The 12,465-nt window shown below is 60.6% G+C and carries 11 protein-coding genes; 8 read left to right on the top strand and 3 right to left on the bottom strand.

From position 1 onward, the window contains the following. Window positions 1-97 precede the first annotated feature (97 nt). Window positions 98-1,297 (bottom strand): iron-containing alcohol dehydrogenase, encoded by a 1,200-nt coding sequence (locus QZZ60_RS07120; RefSeq protein ID WP_295639844.1) that lies wholly within the window; start codon window positions 1,295-1,297, stop codon window positions 98-100. A gap of 601 nt (window positions 1,298-1,898) precedes the next feature. On the opposite strand from QZZ60_RS07120, the gene QZZ60_RS07115 reads away from it, so the two are divergent. From QZZ60_RS07115 to QZZ60_RS07090, 6 genes are all read left to right on the top strand, one after another. Continuing rightward, a complete protein-coding gene (locus QZZ60_RS07115; RefSeq protein ID WP_295639842.1) occupies window positions 1,899-2,393 on the top strand; it encodes a heme-binding protein in 495 nt (164 codons plus the stop codon). A gap of 246 nt (window positions 2,394-2,639) precedes the next feature. Further along, entirely contained in the window at window positions 2,640-3,203 is a 564-nt protein-coding gene (locus QZZ60_RS07110; protein ID WP_295639839.1) for a nitroreductase family protein, read from the top strand. A gap of 182 nt (window positions 3,204-3,385) precedes the next feature. Then, window positions 3,386-5,128 carry an aldehyde ferredoxin oxidoreductase C-terminal domain-containing protein gene (locus QZZ60_RS07105; protein ID WP_295639836.1) on the top strand — a complete coding sequence of 581 codons (1,743 nt, stop codon included), beginning with the start codon at window positions 3,386-3,388 and terminating at the stop codon, window positions 5,126-5,128. 49 nt (window positions 5,129-5,177) lie between these two features. Next, window positions 5,178-5,426: a MoaD/ThiS family protein gene (locus tag QZZ60_RS07100; protein ID WP_295639833.1), complete on the top strand. Its 249-nt coding sequence runs from the start codon at window positions 5,178-5,180 to the stop codon at window positions 5,424-5,426. Beyond that, window positions 5,427-6,278 (top strand): ThiF family adenylyltransferase, encoded by an 852-nt coding sequence (locus QZZ60_RS07095; protein ID WP_295639830.1) that lies wholly within the window; start codon window positions 5,427-5,429, stop codon window positions 6,276-6,278. A gap of 35 nt (window positions 6,279-6,313) precedes the next feature. Beyond that, window positions 6,314-6,667, top strand: coding sequence for a transposase (locus QZZ60_RS07090; RefSeq protein ID WP_295639827.1), 354 nt, complete (start codon window positions 6,314-6,316; stop codon window positions 6,665-6,667). 319 nt (window positions 6,668-6,986) lie between these two features. Here the strand turns inward: QZZ60_RS07090 and QZZ60_RS07085 are convergent, their stop codons facing one another. Both QZZ60_RS07085 and glp read right to left on the bottom strand, forming a co-directional pair. Continuing rightward, window positions 6,987-8,945 (bottom strand): molybdopterin biosynthesis protein, encoded by a 1,959-nt coding sequence (locus QZZ60_RS07085; RefSeq protein WP_295639824.1) that lies wholly within the window; start codon window positions 8,943-8,945, stop codon window positions 6,987-6,989. Window positions 8,946-9,143: 198 nt separating this feature from the next. Continuing rightward, window positions 9,144-10,373: a gephyrin-like molybdotransferase Glp gene (gene glp, locus QZZ60_RS07080; protein WP_295639821.1), complete on the bottom strand. Its 1,230-nt coding sequence runs from the start codon at window positions 10,371-10,373 to the stop codon at window positions 9,144-9,146. A gap of 396 nt (window positions 10,374-10,769) precedes the next feature. Here glp and QZZ60_RS07075 point away from each other — a divergent pair, with 396 nt between their 5' ends. Then, on the top strand, window positions 10,770-11,756 hold the full coding sequence (locus QZZ60_RS07075) for a TOBE domain-containing protein (protein WP_295639818.1): 987 nt from the start codon (window positions 10,770-10,772) through the stop codon (window positions 11,754-11,756). A 53-nt stretch (window positions 11,757-11,809) separates the two neighbouring features. After that, window positions 11,810-12,465, top strand: a 656-nt coding sequence (locus QZZ60_RS07070; protein WP_295639815.1) for a substrate-binding domain-containing protein, incomplete at its 3' end; no start/stop codon positions are given.

Raw genomic sequence — 12,465 nt, 5'->3', positions numbered from 1 at the left:
GACGGGCGCGCATGCCGACCATGCGCGCCCGTCATCGGGGAGGTGGATGTACCAGGCTGACGCCGGAGGCCTGCTCCGGCATCATTTCATGCCGCTCTTACAGAGCCTTCTTGTAGATGGCCGCCACGGCAGCGTCGGTCATCGTACGAGGGTTGGTCAGGCCGCAGGCGTCCTTCTGAGCGTTGGCGGTCATGATCGGGATGTCTTCTTCACGCACTTCCTTGCCGTACTTCTTGCCGAGGGCGATGAGGCCTTCGGGGATGTTCACGTCGCGGGACAGTTCGCGGATGGCCTTCACAGCGGCTTCAGCGGACTCGTTGGCGGTGTAGCCTTCGGTGCGTTCACCGAGCAGCTTGGCGATGCGGCCGAAGCGGCGACGGGCAGCGATGAGGTTGTATTCGCAGACGTAGGGCAGCAGAATGGCGTTGCATTCGCCATGGGGCAGGTTGTAGAAGCCGCCCAGCTGATGAGCCATGGCATGCACGTGGCCGAGGCTGGCGTTGTTGAAGGCCATGCCGGCGAGATATTCGGCGTAGCACATACCTTCACGGGCTTCTTTGTCCTTGCCGTTGGCCACGGCGCGGCGCAGATAGCGGTTGATGAATTCAATGGCCTTTTCAGCGCAGGCGTCGGTCATGGGAGTGGCGGCGGTGGAAACATAGGCTTCCACGGCGTGGGTCAGAGCGTCCATGCCGGTAGCGGCGGTGAGGGAAGGCGGCATGCCCATCATGAGGACGGGGTCGTCGATGGCGACGCTGGGAGTGCAGCGCCAGTCGACGATGGCCATCTTAACCTTGCGGGCAACGTCGGTGATGATGCAGAAACGGGTCATTTCGGAAGCGGTGCCGGCGGTGGTGTTCACGGCAACATAGGGCGGGAAGGGCTTGGAGGACTTGTCCACGCCTTCGTAGTCCTGAATCTTGCCGCCGTTGCTGACGAGGAAGCCGACGCCCTTGCCGCAGTCATGAGAGCTGCCGCCGCCGAGGGTGATGAGGCTGTCGCAGCCGTTGGCCTTGTAAACTTCGGCAGCGTCATGCACGTTCTGGTCGGTGGGGTTCGGGACAGCGCCGTCGAACACAACATAGGACACGCCGCCTTCGTCGAGAATGTCGGTGATCTGCTTCAGGATGCCGCAGGCAACGATACCCTTATCAGTTACTATAAGAGGATGCTTGGCGCCCAGGCTCTTCAGGCGGTAGGGAATTTCCTTACTGCAGTTAGGACCGACGAGAGTAACAGTAGGAATGAAGAAAGAAGTGATCTGACCCTGGTACATGCATTTGACATCAGTGCTCATAGTAACTCCTTGGTAGCAGTAGTTAGCAAGAGGATAAGAGACTTGTACTGTATTTGTCCTACGGTACTGCTGTGAAAATGTCAAAGGTTCTGAAAAAATAAAAAATTAACTTTTTCATTTCAAAATTCAATAAATAAAATAATCAATCATCATGGCATATTACCGTGTTACTTAAAAAACAAGCTCCAAAACTTTTCCATTCCATTTCAAAATTCCATTTCAAAATTCCCCCTTTTTCGTCCACTTTGCGCCTCTGTGGGGGGCAGGTAACATTCTTCTGCAAGTGTGCTCTTAAATAAATATAACTATATTGAATACAATGAAAAATAAAAAATTATCCTCCATCGTTTCCGTCGGGAGCGGCATGGGCAAAACGCCTTCCGATGCTTCATTTTTAATAGGAATGGTTCTCCGGTTTCAAAGTTCCCTGCGGCCGGGGACAAGGATGTTGCCGCCCTTTTCTCCCCTGCCCTCTCGACGGGAAAAGAACGCTTCCCCTTGAAACGGCGTTTCCGCTGAGCTATAAGGAAGAAAAACCAGAAGCGCACGCATGGCCTGATTTTTCGCCATGTCTGCCTTTTGCAAACCACGGAGTAGCATCATGCGTCGCATTCTTCTCACCTGCGCCCTTCTGGCCGCTCTGGTCGCCCCCGCTTCTGCCGCTGTCGACACCAGCAAACTTCAGCTTCCCGGTGATCTTACGCTCGAACAGGCGCAGAAGGTCGTGGACGGTGCTCTCGAATTCGCCAAGAAACAGGGCGTTCCCATGAACATCACCGTCATCGATGCCGGCGGCAACCTCAAGGCCTTCTGCCGCATGGACGGCGCCTTCCTCGGCAGCATCGACGTTTCCATGAAGAAGGCCAAGACGGCCCGCATGTTCAACATGTCCAGCGCCGAACTCGGCGCTGCCGCTCAGCCCGGCGGCGAGCTGTACGGCATCGAAGTCACCAACAACGGCCTGGTCATCTTCGGCGGCGGCGAGCTGCTGAAGGACAAGAACGGCGTGGTCGTCGGCGCCATCGGCGTGAGCGGCGGCTCCGTGCAGGAAGACACCAACGTGGCCAAGGCCGGCGTGGCCTCCCTCAACAAGTAGCGCGTCGTTCCGGGACAGCCCTGCTCTGAAAGGACTCCTTCCCGTTCTCGGAACGTTTCATGATCACGGGGCGGATGGATTTCGAACATCCGCCCCGTGTCGTTTCTACGGGCGAAAACTTTTGATTTCCCTGAGGATAAAGGCCTTTCACGCCCCTTTTCCAGCGGGCGGACGCATCTCGGACGCGGAGCGCCCGCACGAGGTCTCCGCCTGATTCCCTTACTTTTTCATGATGAGGATTGCCTTATGAACGTCATCGAAGCCATTGAACAACGCCGCAGCATACGCATCTACACCGACAAGCCCGTCGAAAAGGAAGTACTGCAGCATCTGGTCGAGCTTGCAGTCAAGGCTCCCACGGGTTCCGGCATGGAACCCTGGGGATTCGTCGTCCTTCAGGACAAAAAGGAAATCGACGAACTGTCCGAGAGCATCAAGAAGAAGGTGCTGGAGAATCTCGACGCCTATCCGCAGTTCCGCCAGTACGAATCCTGGCTCAGGAAGGAGCAGTACCACATTTTCTACCACGCCGATACCGTGCTCGTCATCTACGGCAACGAAGATTCTCCCTGGAACGTCTACGACTGCTCCCTGGTCGCGGGCAATTTCATGCTCGCGGCCGAGAATGAGGGCATAGGCTGCTGCTGGATAGGCTTTGCCGAGGCCCTCTTCAACGACGAAGACTTCAAGAAGGCCCACGGCGTGCCCGAAAACTTCCATCTCGTGTCGACCCTCGGCATGGGCTACACCAAGGTCGCCGTGCCTCCCTGCACGAGAAAGCCGCCGGTCTTCTTTTCCTGGACGAAGTAGCGCCGCGCCTCAGACAGTGCGCGCTGCCGTCCTCCCCGTTTAGGATGGTCACGAAATGATGCAGGGAAGGAAAAAGCGTGATTGTTTTTCCTCTTCCTTGACGAAAAAAAAGCCGGAGCCTTAATGTCGGCATAAAGAAGCTTCTCCATCCATCGTGAATCCACCAAAACAAGGAGCACGGCATGTTTCGTTTCCTGCGTGTCAACATGGCCACCAAGAGCTGCGTATTTGAGGACATCCCCGAAGAATACGCCGGTCTTGGCGGCCGTGCGCTGACCTCCACCATCGTGGCCCGCGAGGTCAACCCCATCTGCACTCCTCTCGGACCGCACAACAAGCTGGTGTTCGCTCCGGGACTTCTCGGCGCCACCAACAGCCCCAACTCCAACCGCATTTCCGTGGGCTGCAAGAGCCCTCTGACCGAAGGCATCAAGGAATCCAACTCCGGCGGTCAGCCCGGCGGCCATCTCGCCAAGCTCGGCATCCTCGCCATCATCGTTGAGGACATGGCCACCGAAGGCGAATGGTGGCAGCTTGAGATCAGCAAGGATTCCGCCAGGCTCGTGCCCTCCACCGTGGCCGGTCTGAACAACTTCGACGCCGTGGCCAAGCTCGTCGAGCAGTACGGCAAGGACTGCAGCTACGTGACCATCGGCAGAGCCGGCGAATTCAAGCTCACCGCCGCCAGCATCGCCTTCACGGACCGCGAACTGCGTCCGCAGCGTCATGCGGGCCGCGGCGGCGTGGGCGCCGTCATGGGCTCCAAGGGCCTCAAGGCCATCATCATCAATCCCGAGGGCGGCAAGAACCATCCCCTCGTGGACGAAGAAGGCTTCAAGGCCGCGTCCAAGCGCTTCGCCAAGGCCCTCACCAGCCATCCCATCACGGGCAAGGGCCTTGCCGAATACGGCACCGCCGTTCTCGTGAACATCCTGCATGAAGCGGGCGGCCTTCCCACCCGCAACTTCACCTGCGGCCAGTTCGAGCATCATGAAGCCGTTTCCGGCGAGCGCATGAACAAGCTCACCAAGGAACGCGGCGGCGAAGGCTCCGTGGCCCACGGCTGCATGAGCGGATGCATCATCCGCTGCAGCGGCATCTTCCCCGACGAAAAGGGCAAGTTCAAGAGCAAGTGGCCCGAATACGAAACCCTGTGGTGCTTCGGTCCCCACAGCAACATCGACGACCTCGACCTCATCTGCACCTTCGACCACATGTGTGACGACATCGGCGTGGACACCATCGACGTCGGCGTGGCCGTGGGCGTGGCCATGGCCGGAGGCGGCATTCCGCTCGGCGACGGCAAGGCCGTCATGGAAGCCATGAAGGGCATCAGCGAAGGCACCCCGCTCGGCCGCATCATCGGCTGCGGCACCGCCACCACGGGCCGCGTGTTCGGCGTGCGCAGAGTGCCCTGCGTCAAGGGTCAGAGCCTGCCCGCCTACGATCCGCGCGCGGTCAAGGGCGTGGGCGTCACCTACGCCACCACCCCCATGGGCGCCGACCACACCGCGGGCTATGCGGTCACCGCGAACATCCTCTCCTGCGGCGGCAAGGTCGATCCGCTCAAGAAGGACGGTCAGATCGAACTTTCCCGCAATCTGCAGATCGCCACGGCCTCCGTGGACAGCGTGGGCCTGTGCCTGTTCACCGCCTTCGCCATTCTCGACATCCCGGATGCCCTTGCGGCCATCGTGGACATGCTGAACGCCAAGTTCGGCTGGAAGCTCACCGGTGACGACGTGGTCACCCTCGGTCAGCGCATCCTGTCCACCGAAATCGACTTCAACCGTCGCGCCGGCATCACCGAAGCCGCCGACCATCTGCCCGACTTCTTCACCGACGAGCCCGTGGCGCCTCACAACACCACGTTCGACTTCACGCCTGAAGAACTGCAGACCACCTTCAACTGGATAAAGAAGTAACACTCTGCCCGTCCCGCGCGGAGAGAGCTCCGCGCGGGACCTTCCGCCCATGAGCATACTGATAAAACTGAGCACCACCCTGCGCGACATGGTCCCCGGATACGAGCCGGAAGCGGGCCTTTCCGTTTCCCTGAACGAGGGGGAATCTTCCCTCACGGCCGGAGAACTGGCCGCGCGCATCGGCATTCCTCTGGAAGAAATCAAGATCGTCATGATCAACAGCCGTCAGAGCGAACTTGACAGCATCGTTCGAGACGGCGATCGCGTGGCCTACTTTCCCGCCGTGGGAGGAGGCTAGATGGACACACTCCCGGAAACACGGACGCTGCTGAAGACCCTCGCCCCCTTCATCACCCGAAGGAAGGACGGAACGGACGTGTCCAGAGCGGGCATACGTCTTCTGTCCGCAGAAACGGGAATGCCGGAGCGCGTCGTCATGGCCGGACTTCTTTCCCGGGATCTCTGGCCGGAACGCTTCAGCCGCTGCAGGGGCGCCTTTTCCGCACAGTCGATATCCCGCCTGCTCTCCGCCAGGATTCTTGTGGCCGGATGCGGGGGACTCGGCGGACACGTGGCGGAACTTCTGGCACGCATGGGCGCGGGAACTCTGGTGCTCTGCGATCCCGACAGATTTGAGGAAAGCAATCTCAACCGTCAGCACTTCTGCACGGAAAGAACCCTCGGCCGTCTCAAGGCGGAGGCCTGCCGCGAGGGTCTGCTGGAGCTTGCCTCCTACATGAACGTTGAAGTCCATGCCGTTGCTCTGGACGAAAGCAACCTTCCCGGCCTGCTCGAAGGCGCGGACGCGGTCATGGACTGCCTTGACTCCGTGGCCAGGAAAAAAATGCTGGAACACGAAGCCGAAAAGGCCGGCGTTCCCTGCGTGCAGGGGTCCGTGGCGAGAAACGAAGGACTCGCCCTTTTCGACAGCTCCTTCGCCCTGCCCTTCTCCCGAGTTTATCCCGGTGAAGTTTCAGGCAATCTGGAAGGTGCCGCCATGAATACTCATGTGCTCACAGTAGCGGGCACCGCCACTCTTATGGTATCTCTTCTCATGCGGTGGCTCTGCATGGACAAAAATGACGGCGGAAAGCTCTTTCATCTCGACCTTTCCATTCCCGAACTGGAAACCCTTTCGTTTTCCGTCTGAACCAGAAAAAACATCATCAAATAAAGGATCACGGCATGGCATTCATCAGCGATCAGCAATGGAGACGCATAGAGCCGTTTCTCGCCCGGGGCAAGAAGGTGGGACGTCCCCGCAAGAGCGACCGCGAAACGCTCGAAGCCGTTCTCTATGTCCTTACCACAGGCTGCCGCTGGAGCGACCTGCCCCGCGACATGGGCAGCTATGTCACGGCATGGCGACGCTTTACGGCATGGAAGAAGGACGGAACCTTCGACATCATCCGCTCCTGCCTGCCCGCCAGCGTGCAGCTTTCCGAAAATGCGACCACGCCGCGGAAGATCAAGACCGGCAAGTGCAGCCTGGCCATGAAAAAATATGTCGGTCCCAAGAACACGCAGGCCGATTCCTGACGGGAATTCTCCGCATGGACGCAGGCAGCGAACACGTCCGCCCGATTCCCCGCATTTCCCCCAGTCCTGCGCAATGCTCCGGCAGGATTTTCCTTTTACGGAAGGTTGCAAACGCCTCCCGAATGCGCCTTTCAGAAAGCCACGATGCTCTTCCCATGGTTCCGAGGTCTGACTCAGACGTCGGAGCCTTTTTCTTTCAGCGGCGCAAGAGACGCTCCTTTGCCTGCGCGCTGAGGGAACGCCGAAGCGAACGACGGCAAAAAAGAAGACGGCCGCCTCCCCCGCCCCGACCGGTCGAGGGAAGAGGCCGTCTCTCCCGTTATTTTCCGTCGTATTCCCAGATGATCTCGCCGGTTCTGTCCGTGCCGTATCCGCCCATGGCCTGCACGCTTTTTTTGAATTCATCGGAGCGGATGACGTCGAACAGGGCCAGAATTCGCGCATCTTCCTCATAGCGTTTCGGAATGACGAGGTCGTATTCCTCCACGCCCACGGAAATGAAGTCCAGCCCGAGAGCCGCGGCGGCGGAACGCACGCCTAGTCCCGCATCGGCACGACCGGAGAGCACGGCGGCCGCCACGTTCATGTGGGTGTATTCCTCGTCGCGGTATCCCAGGATGCTGGCGGGCGAGAGGCCGCGCTTTTTGAGCTCGTAGTCGAGAAGCACGCGCGTGCCGCTGCCTCGCTGCCGGTTGATGAACTGCACGTCCTCGCGGCACAGGTCCTCGAAGGATACGATGTTCTTCGGATTGCCGGGCAGCACCATGATGCCCTGCTCGCGTTCCACGAGCTGCACCAGCAGGGCAGGCACGCCCTTCATGTTCTCCTGAATGGCCCGGCGGTTGTACACGCCGTTTTCCTCGTCGAGCAGATGGCTGCCCGCCAGGTGACACTGCCCGCGCCGAAGCGCGAGAAGACCGCCGAGAGAGCCCACGTGGGCCGAGGTCAGCCTGAAGCCGGGATGCTTTCTTCTCAGCATGCTGTCGATGAGATCCAGCGTATTGTCGTGGCTGCCCGTGGCGAGCAGCGCACCCTCGATCTCCTCCCGGGTGCGGAGAAGCTCGGCGCGCACGGGCACTCCCGCATCCAGACCTTCTCGGTCGCGTTCTATGGGAATGACGGCGTCTGCACGGGAAAGGCTGGTCACGGTGCCCGCTCCCCGGGGAAGCGTGACGGCGTAGCAGGTGCCGTCCACCACGCCGAGCTTGACGCGGACCCTCTCCTCCATGCCGGGGCGCGAAGGAATGGGATTGCAGGGAATGACGGACACGGACTCGCGGCGTCTCACGCCCCGCTTCTGCCAGCGGGCGAGAAGCGGCAGGGCGAATTCCTCCATGGCCACGATGGCGGACACCGGATAGCCCGGCGTGCCGATGACGGGCACCTTTCGCCCCCCGGCTTCCACGATGCCGAGCGCCGTGGGCTTGCCGGGCATGACGGCCACGCCGTGCACCAGAAGTTCTCCCATGCCGGCGATGACGTCGGCCGTATAGTCATGACTGCCCGCGGAGGAGCCCGCGTTCATGATGACGAGGTCCGCCCCACCTTCCACGGCCGAGGCAATGGCCGCGCGGATGCGCTCCACGTCGTCGGGAACAATGGGGCACACGCGGGCATGAGCGCCCGCATCCTCCACCATGGCGGAAAAGATGAGGGAATTGAATTCCGGCAGAGCCCGACCGGCGCGAAGATCCTCTTCCTTCGCCTCATCGAGCGCCACGATCTCCGAACCGCTGGGGATGATGGCCACCTCCGGCTTGCGGAACACGAGAGGACGGGTCACGCCTGCCGCGGCCAGCGCGCCGAGTTCATACGGCCCCACGACCACGCCCGGCGCAAGAATGATCTCCGTGGCCACCATGTCTTCGCCGAGCTTGCGCACGTGCTGCCAGGGAAAGGCGGCCTTTTCCGTGACCACGTACTTTCCGCCCTCCTCCACGTTGAGATGCTCCACCATGATCACGGCGTTGCAGTCTTCGGGCATGGGGCGGCCGGTATTGATCCAGAAGGCGTTCTTGCCGATTTCCAGACGCAGCGGTCTGCGTGCGGAGGCCGTGAACGTATCCTCGGCCTTCACGGCCACGCCGTCCATGGCCGCTCCGTGAAACGCCGGCGAAGAGCGCCGCGCCTCCACGGGACGGGAAAGCACGCGATGAAGCGCAGCAGAAAGCGGGACTTCCTCTTCGGCAAGTTCCATGCCGAGCTCGTCCGTGCGGGCGAACCAGAGCTCCCGAGCCTCGTCGGGAGTCTTCATCGTAAGATAGGTATGTCTGGGCATATGTTCTCTCCTGGCGCAGCGCGCCATGATGACAGTCGATTCTCGGCAGGACGGCAGAAAAAGCCGCTGCCTCCGCCCTCCCCGCCGGTTCCGCCTCGAAGGAACCGGCGCCCCCTGCAGGGCGCACAGGAAGGGACAGGACGCCGTCTCACAAAAAGGCGGCCATGATGCGGCATCCGGCAGGGCCGGAACGCCGTCTCAGCGCAGAAGTTCCGCAAACACTTCCTGCCCGGCGTACAGCCCTTCGCTGTTTTCCGGGCAGACCACAAGAGCGTCGGCCGACACAAGACCGGAAATGAGCCCGGAAGGCGCGGTAAGGGGCTCGGCCGTCCAGCCGCCTTCGCTTGTGCGCGAGAGCTTCACGCGGATGAAGTCCCGGCGCCCCTGAGCCGAGGCCACGCCACGGGAAAGCACGGCCGGCACTCCTGCGGGGACGGGTTCCTCCCGGCCCTGCAGATGCCGGAGAAGCGGCGCAAGAAAGACGCGGGCGCACACAAGAGCGCTCGAAACGTGCCCGGGAAGGCCCATGAGGCACTTTCTGCCGGAACGGGCAAGGATGAACGGCTTGCCGGGGCTGATGGCCGCGCCGTGCACCAGAAGTTCCCCTTCCGGCATGGAAAGAAAAATGTCCACGGTATGGTCCCGCATGCCTGCCGAGGAGCCGCCCGAAAGCAGCACCACGTCGGCCCAGTCCAGCGCATGGCGCACGGCCTCTTCCAGCTTTGCCACGTCGTCTCGGACAAGGCCTTCAAAACGCACGCAGGCCCCCTCCTGACGGCACAGCGCCGCAAGGGAATGGGAGTTCACGTCCCGCACCTGCCCGGGAAGAGGCTTCTCGTCAAAGGGCACCACCTCGTCTCCCGTGGAAAGAATGGCCACGCGCGGCAGTCTCCTCACCGACACGCTCACCTGACCGAGAGCCGCAAGCAGACCGATTTCCTGGGGACGCAGACGCGTGCCCGCCGACAGGAGCATCTTTCCGGCGGAAGCATCCTCGTCATGCTCCAGCACGTGATCGCCCGGAGCCTGCGTGCGCACAAGCTCCACCAGATTTTCTCCCGCAGGCCGGGAATACTCCACCATGACCACGCAGTCCGCCCCCTCGGGCAGCATGCCGCCCGTGAGTATGCGCGCCGTCTGTCCCGGCGCCAGCGAAAAGTCCGGCGCCTTTCCCATGGGGCAGTCGCCCACGCATTCCAGAAGCGCAGGAGAGCCTTCCTGCGCGCCGAACACGTCCCGGGCTCGGACGGCATACCCGTCCACCGTGGAGCGGTCGAAGCCCGGCAGATCTTCGGGCGCCGTCCAGTCCCGCGCAAGGCAGCGCCCCGCGCACTCGTCCAGAGGAACGCTTTCCTCTTCAAGAGGCTCAAAGGTCTTGACGAGCGACAGCACCTCGTCCACCGATTTCAGGGTAAGAAAGGACTTCATGACTTCTCCCGGGTAAATGGAATGATACTTCCGCGGAGTATAACCTTTTGAAGAAAAAAGAAAAGACGCCCTCCGTTCCGGGAGGAAAAGGCTCGGATTCCCGCTTCTTGCAACATTTCGTTTTTTGCGCAATCACCTTGAAAAGAAATATGATAATTTTGAAATAAAACATCGTCCAGTGACAGTTTCCCCATTTCAGTATTGCCTATATGAATTTTTTACGTTATATTGAAATACGCGTTTGCACCATGAAAGTCATTTCATAATTAGGCAACGGACATTTTTCACAGCGTATACACCATGGGCGTTTTGTGCCATGAGTGAAAGGCATGATTTCATAAATGCATCCGTTCCCTGATTTCCATGGGGCGGAACAGATAAAAGACGAAGTGCACCTTGCCTCAGGAACATCTGACCAGAAGCCTGCTCGAACAGCTTACGCTCCGCTGGGAAGCATGGGAAAAGGAAGCCACGACCACGGCAAAGAAAATCGTCCGCGCGCGGCTTCATCTGCTTTTCCTGCTCATCCGCTACGGAGGTCTCAGGCTCGGCGAGGCGCTGAGCCTGAACGTGCGGCAGGACGTGGACACGGTGACGGGCATGGTGCACGTTCCCGATCCCGGCGGACGGGACGTGCTTCTGCCCGTCTCGTGCATGAAGCACATCCGGCGCATACTCAGTCTTCCCGAGGCCGAAAGCGAGTCCTTTCTTCATTTCGATCAGGGCTTCGTCCGCAGGAAGTTCTACGCCGTCGCCGAGGGCATGGGGCTTGCGCCGGGCATGGCCGGACCGCGTGCCATACGCTACGCAAGAGGTCTGGAGCTTCTGGAGCTGCACGTGCCGTTCAACGTGGTTCAGGCCTATCTCGGGCAGCAGAAAACGGCACAGATCGCGGAATTTCTGGACTTTGCCGGAGGCGAGGCCAAGCGCATCGTGAAGAACAGTTCCGCAGGCAGACCGACGACGGATGAGGAGACGGACAATGCCTTCATCGGCATCATTACGGACATACGGACGGGAATGCGGGCGGCGAGCGTGGAAGTCACCACCTTTTCCGACCTCGTCATCACGGCAAGATGCGACGTGAGGCAGTTTCTCAACATGGAACTGCATCTCAACCAGGTGGCCACGGTTTCCATCGACCCTGAACAGATCGTGCTGTCTGCCGAAAAGGCGTCTCTGGCCCTTCAGGGGCCGGTGCGCGCCACGGTGACGGCACTGCATCAGGACACGGTGGAATCCTTCCTCGTGCTGGAGCTTGCCGACGGCACGCGAATGAACGCCGTGCAAGAAACCGCGCATCTGGCACGCCTTCGGGTGCGTCAGGGAAGCCGGGTCTATCTGAGCTTTCCTGCGCGCGCCGTGAGCCTCTCCACCGACTGACAACGCCGGCTCTTCACTTCCGAAGAGCCGCAACCATAACAAGGAGCATATCCATGAACCATTTCGGCAAAGTCCTCTTCGGCACTCTGCTCTCGCTCTCCTGCGTTCTTCCCGCGCAGGCCGCAGATTCCCTGATGATGGCCACGACCACCAGCACTCAGGATTCCGGACTTCTGGAATACGTCGCGCCCGTGTTCAAGAAGGAAACCGGCATCGACCTCAAGTGGGTGGCCGTGGGCACCGGCAAGGCTCTTGAAATTTCCAAGAACTGCGACGCCGACGTGCTTCTCGTCCACGCTCCCGACGTGGAAAAGAAGTTCATCGACGACGGCTACGGCATCGACCGCCGTCAGGTCATGTACAACGACTTCGTCATCGTCGGCCCCAAGTCCGACCCTGCGAAGATCGCCGGCAAGACCACCGGCGAGGCTCTGAAGGCCATCTATGACGCCAAGGCCGGTTTCGTGAGCCGCGGCGACAAGTCCGGCACCCATTCCGCCGAGCTCAATCTGTGGAAGCAGTTCAACCTGAAGCCCGACAAGGAACCCTTCTACATCTCCGCCGGTCAGGGCATGATGGCCACTCTCGCCATCGCCGCCGAAAAGGGCGCCTACGCCCTCACCGACCGCGGCACCTGGATCAAGTACGAAAGCCAGCAGGGCGCGGCCAATCCTCTGACCATCGTGGTGCAGGGAGACAGCGCTCTCTT

The sequence above is a fragment of the uncultured Mailhella sp. genome (assembly GCF_905187505.1).
GTDB lineage: Bacteria > Desulfobacterota > Desulfovibrionia > Desulfovibrionales > Desulfovibrionaceae > Mailhella.
Note: the sequence above shows the minus strand (reverse complement) of the source record. Positions and strands in the feature narration are given on the sequence as shown.

Coding starts and splice junctions, on each gene's coding strand:
- QZZ60_RS07095 (WP_295639830.1), top strand. CDS start 5,427: ATGGACACACTCCCGGAAACACGGACGCTGCTGAAGACCCTCGCCCCC.
- QZZ60_RS07105 (WP_295639836.1), top strand. CDS start 3,386: ATGTTTCGTTTCCTGCGTGTCAACATGGCCACCAAGAGCTGCGTATTT.
- QZZ60_RS07090 (WP_295639827.1), top strand. CDS start 6,314: ATGGCATTCATCAGCGATCAGCAATGGAGACGCATAGAGCCGTTTCTC.
- QZZ60_RS07100 (WP_295639833.1), top strand. CDS start 5,178: ATGAGCATACTGATAAAACTGAGCACCACCCTGCGCGACATGGTCCCC.
- QZZ60_RS07120 (WP_295639844.1), bottom strand. CDS start 1,297: ATGAGCACTGATGTCAAATGCATGTACCAGGGTCAGATCACTTCTTTC.
- glp (WP_295639821.1), bottom strand. CDS start 10,373: ATGAAGTCCTTTCTTACCCTGAAATCGGTGGACGAGGTGCTGTCGCTC.
- QZZ60_RS07085 (WP_295639824.1), bottom strand. CDS start 8,945: ATGCCCAGACATACCTATCTTACGATGAAGACTCCCGACGAGGCTCGG.
- QZZ60_RS07115 (WP_295639842.1), top strand. CDS start 1,899: ATGCGTCGCATTCTTCTCACCTGCGCCCTTCTGGCCGCTCTGGTCGCC.
- QZZ60_RS07110 (WP_295639839.1), top strand. CDS start 2,640: ATGAACGTCATCGAAGCCATTGAACAACGCCGCAGCATACGCATCTAC.